The organism is Stenotrophomonas sp. PD6, from assembly GCF_049199305.1.
In the GTDB taxonomy this organism is placed as follows: Bacteria; Pseudomonadota; Gammaproteobacteria; order Xanthomonadales; family Xanthomonadaceae; genus Stenotrophomonas.
The window spans coordinates 25,188-41,672 of sequence record NZ_JBLZQD010000006.1; the positions used below are offsets into that span (position 1 = coordinate 25,188).

Sequence of the window (16,485 nt, forward strand, 5' to 3'; positions counted from 1 at the left end):
TCGTTTGTGCGCCAGCGACGGCGTGCGGTTTGCGATGCGTACGACCTTGCCCAGCGACCGTTGCCGGTGCGCGACTTACCTTCCACGTACTGCGTGTTGCATTGCCGTCTGCCCGGGAGGGGCGGCGCGGTGAATCAAGCGTCCGTGCGGCCGAGGTACCAGCTGGCGGCGCCGATGACGCCCAGCTGCCCGTGCTCGACCACCTTCACGGGAATACGTTCCAGCGCCTCACGCATCGGCCCCTTGTTGAGGTAGCGGGTGACGAAGCTGCTGTTCAACAGGAATTCGCGGATCTGCGGCAGGATGCCGCCGGCCAGGTACACACCACCGTGTGCGCCGTACTGCAGCGCCATGTCGCCGATGGTGCTGCCCAGCAGGCCGCAGAACACGTCCAGGCTCTGGCGTGCCAGCACGTCCTGGTTGCCCATCGCCGCGGCGGTGATCGCATCGGGCGTGGCCAGCACGGCCGGCTGGCCTTCGATGGCGCACAGCGCGCGATAAAGATTCATCAGGCCGGGGCCGGACAGCGCATGTTCGACCGACACGTGCGCGTGCTCGGTCTGCATCTGCCGCACGATCGCCATTTCCAGTTCGGTGCTGACCGCCAGCGTCGGCTGCCCGGCTTCGGTGGCCAGCACCACCGCGCCATGCGCGGTGGGGATCCACAGCGCCGCGCCCAGGCCCGTGCCCGGGCCGACCACCAGGGTCGGGCCGCGCGGGGCGGTGGCCGGGCCGGTCAGCTGCAGCACGCCGCTGGCATCCACCTGGGCGGCGGCGTAGGCCACGGCCTCGAAGTCGTTGACGATGTAGACCGCTTCCAGGCCCAGATCGGCTTCGATCCGGCGTGCCGACAGCGGCCACGGCACATTGGCGGTGATCACCGTGCCGTCTTCACGGGCATACCCGGCGGTGGCCACGACGCAGTGCGCGGGGCGTTCGCCGTCGGCGATGAACGCCTGCAGGATGGCGCTCAGGCCGGGGTAATCGGCGTTGCGGAACTTGCGGTATTCCAGCAGCTGGACCGGGTGGGCCGGGTCCTGGCTGGCCTGCACACGGGCCACGCGGACATGCGTGCCCCCCACGTCGGCGGCCAGGAACGGCGGCGGCATCGCGGCGGGGGCATGGGCCGATACGGCGTGGGCGGCTGCGGTCACACGGGCTCCCTTGGGATACGTACGGCCAGGTCTGGACCCGGCGATTGAGCGGAGTCTGTAATCGTTCTGACAACGATGTCAACGATAACCTCACACTTTCGATGCTGCGCCGCAGCGACCTGCGTCACAAGAAAACGTTTTCAGTCCACTCCCGTCAAGATTTCGTAAAGCCGTTGCAATCAGTGGCCGCGTGAAGGCGTGGCGGGGCGTTGCGGTGTCTTTGCGCAGGTGCAGCATGCGGTTTTTCGCGATGTGCGCAGAAACCAATTGTTGACAAAGCCGGGTGGCCCATCGAATAAATGTGACAACGTTGTTCCCAGCCACTCTTCCGACGCCGCCCGCGCGCCGTCGATGCAGGAGCCTTCCAGATGTCTGCAGTGCCTGCTGCCTCCGCGCGTTCCAGCGTGGTCACCTCGATCATGATCATCGGGGTGCTGTTCTTCCTGATCGGCTTCTTCACCTGGCTCAACGGTCCGTTGATCACCTTCGTCAAACTGGCCTTCGAGCTGGACGAGGTGGGCGCCTTCCTGGTGCTGATGGTCTTCTACCTCTCGTACTTCTTCCTGGCGCTGCCGGCCTCGTGGATCCTCAAGCGCACCGGCATGAAGAAGGGCCTGAGCCTGAGCCTGCTGGTGATGGCGGCCGGCGCGGTGGTGTTTGCGCACTTCGCGCAGCAGCGCTGGTACCCGGGCGCGCTCAGTGGCCTGTTCATCATCGGCAGCGGCCTGGCCCTGCTGCAGACGGCGGTCAACCCGTACATCAGCATCCTCGGCCCGATCGAGACCGCCGCGCGGCGCATCGCACTGATGGGCATCTGCAACAAGATCGCCGGCATGATCGCCCCGTTCCTGATCGGCACGCTGGTGCTGCACGGCATCGGCGACCTGTCCGAACAGGTGGCCAGCGCCGACCCGGTGACCCGCAACGCGCTGCTGGACACCTTCGCCGCCAAGATCCAGATGCCGTACATGGCCATGGCCGGCCTGCTGGTGGTGCTGGCGGTGGGCGTGCTGTTCTCGCCGTTGCCGGAACTCAAGACCTCCGAGGCCAATGCCACCCCGGCGCGTGCGCCCGGCCTGGCCGAGCGCACCAGCATCTTCCAGTTCCCGCATCTGTGGCTGGGCGTGCTGTGCCTGTTCGTCTACGTGGGCGTGGAGGTGATGGCCGGCGATGCCATCGGCACCTACGGCCACGGCTTCGGCCTGCCGCTGGACCAGACCAAGCTGTTCACCTCCATCACCCTGTTCGCCATGCTGGTGGGCTACCTGGCCGGCCTGGCGCTGATCCCGCACCTGGTCTCGCAGTCGCGCTACCTGAGCATTTCGGCCAGCCTGGGCGTGCTGTTCTGCATCGGCGCGCTGCTGACCCACGGCTATGTGTCGGTGGGCTTCGTGGCCGCGCTGGGCTTTGCCAACGCCATGATGTGGCCGGCCATCTTCCCGCTGGCGATCCGTGGGCTGGGCCGTTTCACCGAAACCGGCTCGGCACTGCTGGTGATGGCCATCGCCGGTGGCGCGATCATCCCGCAGGCGTTCGCGGTACTGAAGCAGCATTTCGACTTTCAATGGGTGTTCGCCGGGCTGATGGTGCCGTGCTACCTGTACATCCTGTTCTACTCCCTGCGGGGCTACCGGATCGGACTGCCCCGCGACGGGCAGTGATCGGCGATCATGGACGCTCAACCGGTGAGCCAGGAAAAGAGCATGCGCAGAGCGACCATCAAGGATGTCGCCGAACGGGCCAAGGTGTCGTTGAAGACCGTGTCGCGGGTCATCAACAACGAACCGTCGGTCATGCAGGCCACGCGTGCGCGCGTGCTCCGCGCCATTGCCGAGCTGGACTACGAGCCCGATCCCGCCGCGCGCAACCTGCGCACGGGTACCACGCTGGTGATCGGGCTGGTCTACGACAACCCCAACCCGTACCACATCATCGGCGTGCAGAACGGCGTGCTGGCGGCCTGCCGCGAGACCGGCTTCGGGCTGCAGATCCATCCCTGTGATTCCAGCTCGCCGATGCTGGCCGAGGAACTGGCCGATTGGGTGCAGCGCTCGCGCCTGGCCGGGCTGGTGCTGACCGCGCCGATGTCCGAACGCCGCGACCTGGTCGCGGCACTGAGCGCACGCGGCATCAAGCTGGTGCGCATCATCGCCGCCACCGCCGATCCGCAGGACGGTGCCTGCGTGTTCGTCGACGACCGCGAGGCCGCCTACGAAATCACCGAACACCTGATCCAGCTCGGCCACCAGCGCATCGGTTTCCTCTGGGGTGGCTCGTCGCACCGCTCCAGCGGCGAACGCCATGCCGGCTACGAGGCCGCATTGCGCGACTACGGCATGACGGTCGACAAGCACCTGGTGGTGCAGGGCGACTACACCTTCGACGATGGCTTCCGTGGCGCGCGCCGCCTGCTGGCGCTGCGCGAGCCGCCCACTGCGATCTTCGGCTCCAACGACGAGATCGCCGCCGGCGTGCTGGCGGCGGCCAAGTCCGCGGGCATGAACGTGCCGTATGACCTGTCCATCGCCGGCTTCGAGGACAGCCCGTTCTCGCGCCAGTCGTGGCCGCCGCTGACCACCGCCAAGCAGGCCACCGAGGACATCGCGCGCCACGCCGCGCGCCTGTTGATCGCGCAGCTGCGCAGCGACGCGTACGACGATGTGCCGCTGCAGCTGCAGAACCAGGGCTTCGTCCCGCAGCTGGTCGTGCGCGGTTCCACCGCGCCGATGCGGCCGCTCGCGTCGCGGCCCCCCACTCCTGAAACCACCTGAGTCCCGCATGTCCCTGCCAGCCCCGCACGACACCCTGATGTTCCGCGAAGCCGCCGAAGCGGCCGACGTGATCGCCGCGCAGTTCGCGCGCAACGAAGCGACGGTGCAGACGCTGGCCGCGACCCTGCGCGCGGCGCCGCCGCCGTTCGTGGTGACCTGTGCGCGTGGCAGTTCCGACCATGCCGCGACCTACGCCAAGTACCTGCTGGAAACCAAGCTGGGTCTGGTCACCGCGTCGGCGTCACCGTCGGTGGGTTCGGTGTACGAATCGCCGCTGCAACTGCGCGGCGCGCTGTACATCGTCATTTCGCAGTCCGGCAAGAGCCCGGACCTGCTGCGCAATGCCGAGGCCGCGCGTGCGGCCGGTGCACGCGTGGTGGCGCTGGTGAACGTGGAAGATTCGCCGCTGGCGCAGCTGGCCGAAACGGTGATTCCGCTGGGTGCGGGCGCCGAGCGCAGCGTGGCGGCGACCAAGAGCTACCTGGCCTCGCTGTCGGCGATCCTGCAACTGGTGGCCTACTGGAGCCAGGATGCCGGGCTGATCGCGTCGCTGCGCACGCTGCCCGACGCGCTGCGCCAGGCCTGGAACAGCGACTGGTCGGCACTGACCGACGGCCTGGTGCCCGCCCACAACCTGTTCGTGGTCGGCCGTGGCCTGGGCCTGGGCGCGGCGCAGGAAGCGGCGCTGAAGTTCAAGGAAACCTGCGGCCTGCACGCCGAGGCCTACAGCTCGGCCGAGGTCAAGCACGGCCCGATGGCGCTGGTCGGCCCGGGCTTCCCGGTGCTGGCCTTCGCCCAGCCGGATGAAACCGGCGCCGGCACCCGCGCGGTGGCCGCCGAGTTCGCCGCGCGCGACGCGCAGGTGTGGCTGGCCGCGCCGGACGGTGACCTGCCGCTGCCGCAGGCACCGCACCCCGCATGCGCGCCGCTGCTGACCGTGCAGGCCTTCTACAAGGCCATCAACGCGCTGGCGCTGCGACGCGGGCACAACCCGGACCTGCCGCCGCACCTGAACAAGGTGACGGAGACCGTCTGATGAAGACCGTCCTGCGCAACGCCCGCATCCTGGCCGGCGACGAGTTCCGCGACGACCTGGCCGTGGTGATCGAGGACGGGCGCATCACCGCGCTGGTCTCCGACGCCGCGCCGCAGCTGGGGCTGGCCGACGAGCAGGTCGACCTGGGCGGCGGCTGGCTGCTGCCCGGCTTCATCGATGCGCAGGTCAATGGCGGCGGCGGAGTGCTGTTCAACAACACCCCCGACGTGGCGAGCCTGCGCACGCTGGCCGCCGCGCACCGCCGCTTCGGTACCACCGCGCTGTTGCCGACGCTGATCAGCGACGACGTGCAGGTGATGCGCAAGGCGATCGATGCCACCCGTGAGGCGATCCGTGAGGGCGTGCCCGGCGTGATCGGCATCCATCTGGAAGGCCCGTATATCGCGCCCGCGCGCAAGGGCACCCACGACGCCAACAAGTTCCGCGTGCCCGATGCCGAGGAGATCGCGCTGGCCGCCTCGCTCGACAACGGCGTGACCCTGCTGACCCTGGCACCGGAACGGGTACCACTGGAAAGCATCCGCGCGCTGGTCGAGCGCGGCGTGATCGTTGCCGCCGGGCATACCGCGGCAACATACGAAGAAGCACGTGCCGGGCTGGACGCCGGCATCCGCGGCTTCACCCATCTGTACAACGCGATGTCCCCACTGACCGGGCGCGAGCCGGGCGCGGTGGGCGCCGCACTGGAAGACCGCGACAGCTGGATCGGCATCATCGCCGACGGCGTGCACGTGCACCCGGCCAGCCTGCGCGTGGCGCTGGCGGCCAAGCCGCGCGGCAAGGTCATGCTGGTGACCGACGCGATGCCGCCGGTAGGCGCCGACAGCCCCAGCTACGAACTCTATGGCGAGGTGATCACCGCCGTCGATGGGGTGGTGCGCAACGCCGCCGGTTCGCTGGCCGGCTCCGCGCTGGATATGGCTACCGCCGTGCGCAACGCGGTGCAACTGCTGGGCGTGCCGCTGGATGAGGCCGCACGCATGGCCGCCCGCTACCCCGCGCAGTTCCTCAACGTGGATGATCGCCTGGGCGAGATCGCCGAAGGCTACCAGGCCGACCTGGTGCTGCTCGACGATGCGCTGCAGGTTCGCAGCACCTGGATTGCCGGACAGCGCGAGGACGCATGAGCACGCCTCTGTCATCGCGGATGGGCTCGATTGATGCCCTGCGCGGACTCACCGTGGCCGCCATGCTGCTGGTCAACAATCCGGGCGACTGGAGCCACGTGTATGCACCGTTGCTGCACGCGGAGTGGCACGGGTTCACGCCAACCGACCTGATCTTCCCGCTGTTCCTGTTCATTGCCGGTGTGTCGATGGCCTTCAGCCTCGCACCGCGCGCCATCGATCCCACGGCGCGCCCGGCGTTGAGCCGCACGCTGCTGCACCGCGCGCTGCGCATTCTCATTGCCGGCGCGTTGCTGCACGTGCTGGCGTGGTGGTTGTTCGAGCTGCCGGCGTATCGGCTGTGGGGCGTCCTGCAGCGCATCGCGCTGTGCGTGGCGGTGGTGGGTCTGCTGGCCATCCACACGCGGCAACGCACGCAGTGGGGGGTGCTGTGGGGCCTGCTGCTGGGCTATGCGGTGTTGCTGCTCGGTGCCGACACGCTCGAGCCCTGGCTCAATCCGGTCAGCCGGGTGGACACCGCGTTGTTCGCGCCGTTCCTGTACAAGTACGACGCCATCACCAGGCTTGGTCATGATCCCGAAGGCCTGCTCAGCAGTGCCGGGGCCATTGCCACCACGCTGCTGGGGTTGATCGCCGGGCGCTGGCTGCGCGCCGGCAGCCTGGGCGCGCTGGCCGGGCTTGCGCTGGCGCTGCTCGGCGCCGGCCTGCTGCTGGCGCCGATGCTGCCGTTCAACAAGAACCTGTGGACGCCCAGCTACGTGCTGTGGAGCGGTGGGTTGTCGATTGCGGCGTTGCTGCTGGCGCACCTGCTCATCGACCGCATGGGTTGGCCTGCCATCGGTCGCCGCTTCGGTGTCAATGCGATCGCGGCGTACCTGGGCTCGTCGGTGATGGCACTCGTGCTGATCTCCAGCGGCGCGTGGGCCGCCTGCTACGCGCTGCTGCTGTCGGCGTTGCCCGACGCGCCGAGGCTGGCGTCGCTGGTGTGCGCGGCAGGCTTCGTCGCCTTCTGGTGGGGCGTGGTGTGGATCCTCGACCGGCGTCGCGTGTACTTCAAAATCTGAATTGATTCAGTGACCTGCAGCGCGCCCGTGCGCGCTGTTGTTGACCGCGGCGTCACACCGCAGCAGCGAAAGTAGCTGCGACCGCCTGTGTATTCCGGTGGTCGCATCTGCGGTACTTCCTCTTCTGCAAGGAAACGCTGTATGCATTCGATGAACCGCCTGCCGGTTCGCTCGTTGCTGGGCGAACGCATCTCCCGCAGCCTCCGGCTCGCCTGCAGCGGCGCGCTGATCGCCGCCAGCGCACCGGCCTGGGCCGGTTGCGACAACACCGCACCCACGACGGGACAAACGGTCACCTGCAGCACTGCAGCGCCCAATCCCGGCACCACGGCCGTCACCAGCGTGGCCGGTGCGAATGCCATCACCGTCAACATCGTGCCCCGTGCGCAGCTCAGTGTCGCCAGCGGCAATGCCATCACGCTGCAGGGCGGCAGCGGGCATGTGCTCACCAACGATGGCAGCATTCTCGCCACGGCGGGGGCCGGGTTGTTCCTGAGTGGCGCCGCCACGGTGGTCAACCGCGGCGTGATCAGTGGCAGCGCCGGCGGCATCGTGTTCGGCGCCGGCGATGACCGCCTGGACATGCTCGGCGGCAGCATCTCTGGTGGCGTGCTGCAGGGCGCAGGCAACGACGCGATGGTGATGCGTGCCGGCACCGTCAGCGGCGTCGATCAGGGCGATGGCCAGGACAGCCTGGAAATCAGCGGCGGCACCATCACCGGCACCGTCCAGCAGGGCAACGGCATCGACACGTTCCTGATGACCGGCGGCAGCATCGGTGCGTTGCTGCAGGGCGATGCGTATGACCGCTTCCGCATGACCGGCGGGCGCATTGTTGGCGCGTTCGACGATGGCGATTACGCCGAGATGACCGGCGGGCAGATCGGCCGGGTCAACATGAAGCTGGATGACAACGTCTTCCTCATGTCCGGCGGCACCATCGACGGCAATCTCGTGACCGGCTTCGGGCGCGACACCATCGTCCTGTCCGATGGCTACATCGGCGGCAACATCAGCGTCAGCGGTGGCGATGATGCCGTGACCATTTCCGGTGGCACCGTGCGCGGTGAGATCCGCCTCAGCCTGGGCAACGATCGGCTGGACTGGGCGGGCGGCGGGGTGGTGTATGGCCTGGTGGATTTCGGTGAAGGCAACGATGTGGCCAGCCTGTCCAGCCTCAATGCGGCCCACCTGGGCGCGCTGCCCGGCTTCGACGGTGGGCTGGGCAACGACACCCTGCTGATGGACAACGTCAAGACCAGCGGCGTGGCGCGCTTCACCGGGTGGGAATCGATCGCGCTGCGCAACGACAGCCAGATGATGTTCGACGGCCCCCTGCGCCTCGGCGACGCGGGCAGCGGCACCGGGAGTCTGGATGTCGATGCCACCAGTACGCTGTTCGCGGGCGGCGTCAGCGCCGGCATCGTGGCGTTCAACAGCGCACTGCCGGTGACGGTGGCCAATGCCGGCCGCATCGATCTGAGCAACGGCGGCACCGGCGCGGGCGATGTGTTCACCATCGCCGGCAACTACACCGGCAACGGTGGCGCGCTGTACCTGCAGAGCGTGCTGGGCGCGGACGATTCACCGTCGGACCGGCTGGTCATTTCCAATGGCGTGGCCAGTGGCACGACCGGTATCGGCATTCTCAACGTGGGCGGGCAGGGCGCGGCGACCGCCGCCGACGGCATCCTGGTGGTGCAGTCCATCAACGGCGCCAGCACCACCCCGACGGCGTTCGCGCTGTACAACCCGCTGGCGGCCGGCGCGTTCGAGTATTTCCTGTTCAAGGGCGGCGTCAGCGCCGGCAGCGGTGAAAACTGGTACCTGCGCTCCACCCTGGTGGGCGGGGCAGCGGCGGCCGCCGCCGCGCCACCCACCGGCGTGGCATCGGTCACCCCCGAACCGCCGCCGCCGGATGCCTTGGGCGCACCGCCGCCGCCGCTGCCACCCCCGCCCTCGCCGGACGTTCCGGAGAACCCCAACCCCGTGGCTGCCGAACCGGCGCCGCCGCCGCCGCCGCCGGAACCTGCCCCGGTTGCCGCCGCCGCGGAAGAACCGCCACCGGCGGTGCCCACGGCCGCTGCGGCCGTTCCCGGTCCACTGTCGGTGCCCCCCTCGCCGGATGCCACGCCGGCGCAGGGCGACATCATTCCGCTGTATCGCCTCGAAACCGGCCTGTATTCGGTGGTGCCGCCCTTGCTGCGCGAGACGAGCCTGGCCAGCCTGGGCACGTTCCATGAGCGCCAGGGGGAACAGCGCGTGCTGGCCGGGCAAGGCGGCGTGCGCGCGGCCTGGGCGCGGCTGATCGGGCAGAGCCATGAACAGCACTGGGACGGCGACGCAGAGCCCGGGTTCGATGGCGATATCCAGGGCATCCAGGCCGGCGTATTCGTCGGGCGCACCCGCGCGCAGGGCAACGTGAGCGGCTTCGCGATCGGCTGGGAGAACGTGGCGGTAGGGCGCACACGCCTGGACGACAAACATGTGGGCCTGTACTGGACCCGCGTCGGCAGTGCCGGCGGCTACCTCGATGCGGTGCTGATGCAGAGCCGCTACGACGGTGACGCCACCTCGTCGCGCGGGCTGGGCATTGATGTAAAGGGCGACGGCACCACGGCCTCGCTGGAAATCGGCAAGCCGCTGCTGCGCGTCGGGCAGTCCGCATGGTGGCTGGAACCGCAGCTGCAGGTGATCTGGCAACGCACTGCGATCGATGATGCGGCCGACCGCATCGCGCCGCTGCGCTTCGGCGGTGACGATGCCTGGACCGGCCGCATCGGGCTGCGCCTGGCGGGCGACTACGACATCGCCGGCAACGGCTGGCAGCCTTACCTGAAGCTCAACTACTGGCAGACGTTGACGGGCGAAGACCACATCGACTTCGACAGCAACCGCATCATCAACCAGCAGGCCTCGCGCGCGCTGGAAGTTGGCGTGGGCGTGGTGGCGCGCTTCAATGCCAATGTGAGCGCCTTCGCGGTGGCGGACTACACGCGCGACCTGGAAAGCAGCGCATTGAAGGAACGCAGGGTGATCGAAGGCAACCTCGGGCTGCGCTTCGACTGGTAGCCGCCTATCCGCCCCCCGATCTTGACCTGGCCGTCACGGCGGCCGGCAGACAGTAACCCCGCCGGCCCTACGGGGGGAACCAAAGGTCCGTTGCAGTACGCCTCCTCACTCGATGAAAGGAAGGGTGTATGCAACACCATGCCTCCCTGCCCGCCCGCAATGGGCTGGCCTCTGCTGTCGCGCGCTGCCTCGGCTTCGGCTGGCGGGGCGCATTGGGGACCCTGCTGTTGGGCACCGTGGCCCCGGCCTGGGCTGGCTGCGACAACGCTTCGCCCACCAGCGGACAGACCGTCACCTGCAGCACCGCCGCGCCCAATCCGGACACTACGCCGGTCGCCAGCCAGGTCGGGTCGGCCAACGTCACCCTCAACGTACAGAGCGGCGCGCAACTGGCGCTGGCCAGCGGCGTGGCCATCGCGCTGGACGGCGGCGGCGGGCAGCAGATCAACAACAGCGGCAGCATCGTCAACACGGGCGGCTTCGCGATCCTTAGCAACACCGCCACCACCGTGGTCAATCGCGGCGTCATCAGCGGCAGTAGCGGCGCGCTGTTCCTCGGTGCCGGTGCCGACCGCGTGGAGATGCTGGGCGGTACGATCACCGGCGGCGTGCTGCAGGGCGCAGGCACCGATACGCTGGTGATGCGCGACGGGGTGATCGACCGTACCGACCAGGGCGATGGCCAGGACAGCCTGGAAATCAGCGGCGGTACCGTGACCGGTGAAGTGAACCAGAGCCGCGATCCCGATACGTTCGTGATGACCGGGGGCACGATCGGCTCGCTGGTGCAGGGCGACGGCTACGACAGTTTCCACATGACCGCCGGGCACATCGTCGGCGGCTTCGACGACGGCGATTTCGCCGAGATGAGCGGCGGCCGGATCGGACGGGTCAACATGAAGCTGGACGACAACGTGTTCCGGATGTCGGGCGGCAGCATCGACGTGAATCTGGTCACCGGTCTTGGCAAGGACCTTGTGGAGTTGTCCGGCGGCGATATCGGCGGCAACATCAGCGTCAGCGGCGGCGACGACGTGGTGAGGATCACCGGCGGCAGCGTCGGTGGCAACGTGCTGCTCAGCGTGGGCAACGATCGCCTGGAATGGAGCGGCGGCGGCGTGGTGCGCGGCCTGCTGGATTTCGGCGAGGGCAACGACAGCGCCAGCCTGGCCAACCTGACGCCTGCCCAGCTGGGCGTGCTGTCGGCATTCGACGGCGGCGCGGGCACCGACCGCCTCGACATGGGCAACGTAAAGACCGGCGGCGTGGCGCGTTTCAGCAACTGGGAGCAGGTCAACGCCACCGGCGGGACCGAGCTCGACATGGACGGCACGCTGACGCTCGGCGATGCGGCCAGCGGCACCGGTACGCTGACCGTTGACGCCAACAGTACGCTGCTCGCCGGCGGTGGCCAGGGTCGCGTCGCGCCGTTCGGCGCCGGCCAGCGCGTCACCGTCACCAATGCCGGGCGCATCGATCTGGGCAACGGCGCGAGCGCGCCCGGCGATGCCTTCACCATCGTGGGCAACTACGTGGGCAGCGGCGGCTCGCTGCGGCTGCAGACGGTGCTGGGCGGCGATGCGTCGGCGTCCGACCGGCTGGTGATCGCGGGGGGAACCGCCAGCGGCAGCACCGTGATGAACATCCTCAACGTGGGCGGCGCCGGCGGCAGTACCGTGGCCGACGGCATCCTGGTGGTGCAGGCGGTGGATGGCGCCACCACCAGCCCCACCGCCTTCGCGCTCGGCGGCTCGGTATCGGCCGGCGCGTACGACTATTTTCTCTTCAAGGGGGGTGTGAACGCAGGTACCGGTGAGAGCTGGTACCTGCGTTCCACCATTGTTCCCGGGCCGGTGCCCGCGCCCGTTGTGGTGGCGACGCCCGGCGACCCCACACCCGCGCCGACGGTGAGCCCGCTGCTGGTGCCGCCGACGCCCAACGCGCGGCCCTCGGAGCTGGCGGTCATTCCCATCTACCGCGTGGAGACCCCGCCTTATGCGGTGGTGCCACCGCTGGTCCGCGAAGCGAGCCTGGCCAGCCTGGGCACGTTCCATGAGCGGCAGGGTGAACAGCGCCTGCTGCGCGGGGAGGGTGGGTTCCGCACGGCATGGGGCCGCATGATCGGCCAGAGCCACGAACAGCATTGGGAAGGCGATGCGCAGCCCGGCTTCGATGGCGATTTCGTGGGCGTGCAGGCCGGCGCGGATCTGTACGCACATGCCGGCGACAGCCGCGACCAGATCGGCGTGTTCGTCGGCCGCACCCGTGCGCGCGGCAACGTCACCGGCTTCGCGCTGGGGTGGGAGAACGTCGCCGCCGGTCGCGCCAGCCTGGACGACAAGCATGTGGGCCTGTATTGGACCCGCGTGGGTGCCGCCAACGGCTATCTGGATGCGGTGCTGATGCGCAGCCGCTACGACGGCGACAGCGTGTCCAACCGCGGCATCGGTGTGGACCTGAAGGGCGACGGCACCACCGCGTCGCTGGAGATCGGCAAGCCGCTGCTGCGCTTCGGCCAGTCGAACTGGTGGCTGGAGCCGCAGCTGCAGGTGATCTGGCAGCGCACCGCCATGGACGACACCGCCGACGCGGTATCCACACTGAAGATCGACACCGACAACGCCTGGACCGGCCGCGCCGGCCTGCGCCTCATGGGCGACTACAGCCTCGCCGACACCGGCTGGCAGCCCTACCTCAAGCTCAACTACTGGCAGGCGCTGAGCGGCGAAGACCGCATCGACATCGGCGGCGACCCGCTGGTGAGCCAGCAGGCCTACCGCGCGCTGGAAGCGGGCGTGGGTGTGGTAGCGCGCTTCAACGCCAACGTCAGCGCGTTTGCCGTGGCCGACTACACGCGCGACCTGGAAAGCAGCCGGCAGAAGGAGCGCACGGTGCTGGAGGGCAGCCTCGGGTTGCGGTTCGATTTCTAGCGCAACGACCGCCCACGCGCTGCAGCGATTGCCGTGATCCGGGCGCGGGCCAGCGCATCGCCAACGGCCGGGCCCTTCAGGTGGGTCAGGTCCAGGTCGCGGGCCTGCACGGCCAGCGCCGCCTGGTGCACGCGCTTGAGCGTCTCGCCCTGCGGGTACTCGCTGTCTTCGAAGCCGAGCCGGCCGCGCTTGTCCGCCTCGCAGCAGAGTGCGATACGGGCGATGCGCTCGGGGCGGCGGAAGCCGTCGAAGCGACCCAGCAGTTCCAGCACCGTGGCGTCACGCAGTTCGTCGATGCGGTGCACGTTGAGGTGGTCGCGGCAGACGGCCTCGGCCAGCTGGCGGTGTTCCAGCGGCACCTTCATGCGCTCGCACAGCGCCTGCAGCGGTTCGAGGCCGCGCTGTTCGTGCATGAGATGGCGCGGCCACTCCGACTCGGGGGTGAGCCCCTTGCCCAGGTCGTGGGTGAGCGCGGCGAAGCCGACCAGGTCGTCGCCCGGGGCGAGCCGCGCGGCCATGTCGCTGACCATTTCCTGATGCACGCCGGTATCCACTTCCGGATGGAACTCGGCGCGCTGCGGCACGCCGTACAGTGCGTCCAGCTCGGGCAGCACCGCGCGCAGCGCACCGGCGTCGTGCAAGGTGCGCAGGAACGCCGAGGGCTGCGCCGACCCCAGCGCACGGCGCAGTTCCTGCCACACGCGTTCGGGCACCAGCGCGTCCAGCTCGCCACTCTCGGCGATCTGCCGCATCAGCTGCAGGGTCTCGGGCGCGACGGTGAAGCCGAGCGGTGCGAAGCGCGCCATGAAGCGCGCCGCGCGCAGCACCCGCAGGGGATCTTCAACGAAGGCGGGGCCCACGTGGCGCAGCACGCGCTGTTCGATGTCGCGCACGCCGCCATACGGGTCCACCAGCGTACCGGTGGCCTCGTCGCAGGCGATGGCGTTGATGGTGAAGTCGCGGCGCAGCAGGTCCTGTTCCAGCGTCACCGACGGGTCGGCATCGACCACGAAGCCGCGGTAGCCGCGGCCGGACTTGCGTTCGGTGCGCGCCAGCGCGTATTCCTCGCCCGAGTCGGGGTGCAGGAACACCGGGAAGTCCTTGCCCACGGCTTTGTAGCCCAGCGCTTCCATTTCAGGCTGGGTGGCACCGACCACCACCCAGTCGCGGTCGCCGGGCGTACGCTGCAACAGGCGGTCGCGCACCGCGCCGCCGACCAGATAGATTTTCATGGGGGAATGATGCCATGGCCGGGTAATTCTGGCCGGCTCCCCCCGTCGGCCCTGCATGATCAGCGATGGTCAATCGCCGCCCTTGTCCGCGTCGGTCGGGCAGGTGAAGGATTTGCGCTTGGCCTGCAGTCGCCCGTTCATGCGGTCGGTGACCGGCAGCGCGTTGCCGTTCAAGCGCCAGTCGTAGATCACGCTGAAGGCCAGCACGCGCGCCACGTATTCGCGGGTTTCCTTGTAGCTGATCGTCTCGATCCAGATGTCCGGGTCGAAGTTCGGGCGCTGCGACTGCCAGCGTGCGGTCGGGGTGGGGCCCGCGTTGTAGGCGGCGATCGTCACGTAGGGCAGGCTGTCGTACTTGTTCATCAGCTGCCGCAGGTAAGCGGTGCCGATGGCGATGTTGGTGTCGGCGTCGTACAGGCTGGCCGCGCCGCCATAGTTGGTCAGCCCGACCGACTTGGCCACGCTCGCGCCGGTGGCCGGCAGCACCTGCATCAGGCCCATCGCATTGGCCGGCGAGCGCGCCTTCGGATTGAAGATGCTCTCGGCGCGGATTTCGGCCGCTACCCAGGCCGGATCGATCGCATTGCGTGCCGATTCGCGGCGGATCGCATCGTCGTGGTGCAGGGGGAAGCGCAGGCTGTACAGGCGCTGTTCGTCCGGGGTCTTGCCGAGCGAAAACACCGCGCGGTCGAACCAGCCGTTGTCACGCGCCACTTCCACCGCGATGCGGCGCTGGGTGGTATCGAAGCGGGTCAGCGCATCGTTCCATTCGGCCACGGCCCAACCGGCGCGTTCGATCTTGAACAGCTCCATCGCACGCACGATGGCCGGGTCACGCGCCACGGCGGCCTGCGCCTGCTTGCTGTCGTTGGGTTCCCACGGGCACAGCGTGTAGGTGCTCTGGCCCAGCTGGTCGGCGGCCAGGAAGCCATGGAACGTGGCGGCGCGTGCGGCCTCGCGGTACAGCGGCAGCGCTTCGCTGCGCTTGCCGGTCTTGTCCAGCATGCGCGCCTCGAAGTAGCGCCAGCGCGAGTCGCTGCGCTGGGTCGGGCCCATCTTGCGGATGGCGCTCAACGTGGCCGGCCAGTCGCCGCGCGACATCGCCTCGCGTGCGCGCCATTCGTGCAGGCGCTCGTCGTAGGCCGAGTCGGGCACGGCATTGAGCCGGCGCGCGGAGTCCGGGCCGTAGGAGGCCACCGTCCACAAGGCGATCTGGTACAGCACGTCGGCCTGCTGCGCCGGGCTCAGCTGCAGCGCGTTGGCGTACTGCGGCAGCTGTTGCTCGGTGGCATCCGGGTCGGCCTTGGCCAGCTTGGCCAGGCCATCGGTCGCGATGCGCCGGCTGCGCTCGTTGCGCGGCCAGTTCAAGGCGCCGGCGTTGGGTTTGTCCACGAACGCGGCGTAGGTATTGGCCAGCGCCAGATCGGCGGCGGGCAGGCCGCGGGCGGCGCTGCGCATCACGGCGGGCTGCTGGGCGTCGGCGGCGGCATCGATGCGCGCCCAGCGCAGCTCGGCGCTCAGCCCGCCCTTGGCGTCCAGCACGGCAAAGACAGGATCGCAGGCGTCGGGCAACGACTTGCCGGTGCTGCGCCAGATCGCCTGCGCCTCGCTGATCCACTGCGCATCGGCCTTGCCGGTGGCCTGGCGGGCGTTGAGCTGGGCGCAGCGCAGGCCGACATTGTCGGTGGGCGTCCAGTTGGCCAGCAGGGTGGGCCAGTCCTGGCGGCGCGCCACCGCCGGCAGCCACACGCTGCGGAAGCTGCTGGCCACGGCCTGGCCGTTGTAACGGGCAAGGAAGTCCTGGGCCTGCGCGTTGCTGACGGTATCGATGCTGCGGCGCAGGTTGGCGTACTCCAGCCAGCCGTACAGCGGGTGCTTGCCCAGTGCCGCCGCCTGGCTCGGATCGAACTGGCCGCGCTCGGCATTTTCGATGGCGGCCTTCATCTGCGCGCGCTGCGCGTCCAGGCTCTGGGCGCCGCTGTCGGCGACGACGGCGGTGCAGGCCAGCAGGGTGGCGGAACCGAGGATAAGCAGGGGAAGTCGTTTCATGCCGAAAGGATAGCGGGCGAGGGTGAAAG

General features: G+C 69.1%; 10 protein-coding genes. 7 read left to right on the forward strand and 3 right to left on the reverse strand.

Features of this window, described 5'->3' with window-relative positions; translation table 11 throughout:
* Positions 1-134 precede the first annotated feature (134 nt).
* Positions 135-1,109 (reverse strand): glucokinase family protein, encoded by a 975-nt coding sequence (locus tag ACOZHM_RS10635; protein WP_421569393.1) that lies wholly within the window; start codon positions 1,107-1,109, stop codon positions 135-137.
* Positions 1,110-1,522: 413 nt separating this feature from the next.
* Here ACOZHM_RS10635 and ACOZHM_RS10640 point away from each other — a divergent pair, with 413 nt between their 5' ends.
* The 7 genes from ACOZHM_RS10640 to ACOZHM_RS10670 all read left to right on the forward strand — a co-directional run bounded on the left by ACOZHM_RS10640 (position 1,523) and on the right by ACOZHM_RS10670 (position 13,175).
* The gene (locus tag ACOZHM_RS10640; protein ID WP_421569226.1) at positions 1,523-2,815 is read left to right on the forward strand and encodes a sugar MFS transporter; all 1,293 of its coding nucleotides are present in this window, start codon (positions 1,523-1,525) and stop codon (positions 2,813-2,815) included.
* A 42-nt stretch (positions 2,816-2,857) separates the two neighbouring features.
* Positions 2,858-3,925, forward strand: coding sequence for a LacI family DNA-binding transcriptional regulator (locus tag ACOZHM_RS10645; protein ID WP_421569227.1), 1,068 nt, complete (start codon positions 2,858-2,860; stop codon positions 3,923-3,925).
* Between the two features lie 7 nt (positions 3,926-3,932).
* Positions 3,933-4,961, forward strand: coding sequence for an SIS domain-containing protein (locus ACOZHM_RS10650; RefSeq protein WP_068854024.1), 1,029 nt, complete (start codon positions 3,933-3,935; stop codon positions 4,959-4,961).
* Positions 4,961-6,109, forward strand: coding sequence for an N-acetylglucosamine-6-phosphate deacetylase (gene nagA / locus ACOZHM_RS10655; protein WP_421569228.1), 1,149 nt, complete (start codon positions 4,961-4,963; stop codon positions 6,107-6,109). The genes ACOZHM_RS10650 and nagA overlap by 1 nt, the downstream gene beginning before the upstream one ends.
* On the forward strand, positions 6,106-7,173 hold the full coding sequence (locus tag ACOZHM_RS10660; RefSeq protein WP_421569229.1) for an acyltransferase family protein: 1,068 nt from the start codon (positions 6,106-6,108) through the stop codon (positions 7,171-7,173). The genes nagA and ACOZHM_RS10660 overlap by 4 nt, the downstream gene beginning before the upstream one ends.
* Positions 7,174-7,314: 141 nt before the next feature.
* Entirely contained in the window at positions 7,315-10,245 is a 2,931-nt protein-coding gene (locus ACOZHM_RS10665) for an autotransporter domain-containing protein (RefSeq protein WP_421569230.1), read from the forward strand.
* A 128-nt stretch (positions 10,246-10,373) separates the two neighbouring features.
* A complete protein-coding gene (locus tag ACOZHM_RS10670; RefSeq protein ID WP_421569231.1) occupies positions 10,374-13,175 on the forward strand; it encodes an autotransporter outer membrane beta-barrel domain-containing protein in 2,802 nt (933 codons plus the stop codon).
* Here the strand turns inward: ACOZHM_RS10670 and ACOZHM_RS10675 are convergent.
* Entirely contained in the window at positions 13,172-14,407 is a 1,236-nt protein-coding gene (locus tag ACOZHM_RS10675) for a multifunctional CCA addition/repair protein (protein ID WP_421569232.1), read from the reverse strand. The genes ACOZHM_RS10670 and ACOZHM_RS10675 overlap by 4 nt on opposite strands.
* A gap of 69 nt (positions 14,408-14,476) precedes the next feature.
* Positions 14,477-16,456: a transglycosylase SLT domain-containing protein gene (locus tag ACOZHM_RS10680; RefSeq protein WP_421569233.1), complete on the reverse strand. Its 1,980-nt coding sequence runs from the start codon at positions 16,454-16,456 to the stop codon at positions 14,477-14,479.
* Between the last annotated feature and the right edge of the window lie 29 nt (positions 16,457-16,485).

Bases quoted from the DNA above. Each gene is read 5' to 3' on its own strand.
- ACOZHM_RS10635 (WP_421569393.1), bottom strand. From the start codon at position 1,109: ATGCCGCCGCCGTTCCTGGCCGCCGACGTGGGGGGCACGCATGTCCGC.
- ACOZHM_RS10640 (WP_421569226.1), top strand. From the start codon at position 1,523: ATGTCTGCAGTGCCTGCTGCCTCCGCGCGTTCCAGCGTGGTCACCTCG.
- ACOZHM_RS10645 (WP_421569227.1), top strand. From the start codon at position 2,858: ATGCGCAGAGCGACCATCAAGGATGTCGCCGAACGGGCCAAGGTGTCG.
- ACOZHM_RS10650 (WP_068854024.1), top strand. From the start codon at position 3,933: ATGTCCCTGCCAGCCCCGCACGACACCCTGATGTTCCGCGAAGCCGCC.
- nagA (WP_421569228.1), top strand. From the start codon at position 4,961: ATGAAGACCGTCCTGCGCAACGCCCGCATCCTGGCCGGCGACGAGTTC.
- ACOZHM_RS10660 (WP_421569229.1), top strand. From the start codon at position 6,106: ATGAGCACGCCTCTGTCATCGCGGATGGGCTCGATTGATGCCCTGCGC.
- ACOZHM_RS10665 (WP_421569230.1), top strand. From the start codon at position 7,315: ATGCATTCGATGAACCGCCTGCCGGTTCGCTCGTTGCTGGGCGAACGC.
- ACOZHM_RS10670 (WP_421569231.1), top strand. From the start codon at position 10,374: ATGCAACACCATGCCTCCCTGCCCGCCCGCAATGGGCTGGCCTCTGCT.
- ACOZHM_RS10675 (WP_421569232.1), bottom strand. From the start codon at position 14,407: ATGAAAATCTATCTGGTCGGCGGCGCGGTGCGCGACCGCCTGTTGCAG.
- ACOZHM_RS10680 (WP_421569233.1), bottom strand. From the start codon at position 16,456: ATGAAACGACTTCCCCTGCTTATCCTCGGTTCCGCCACCCTGCTGGCC.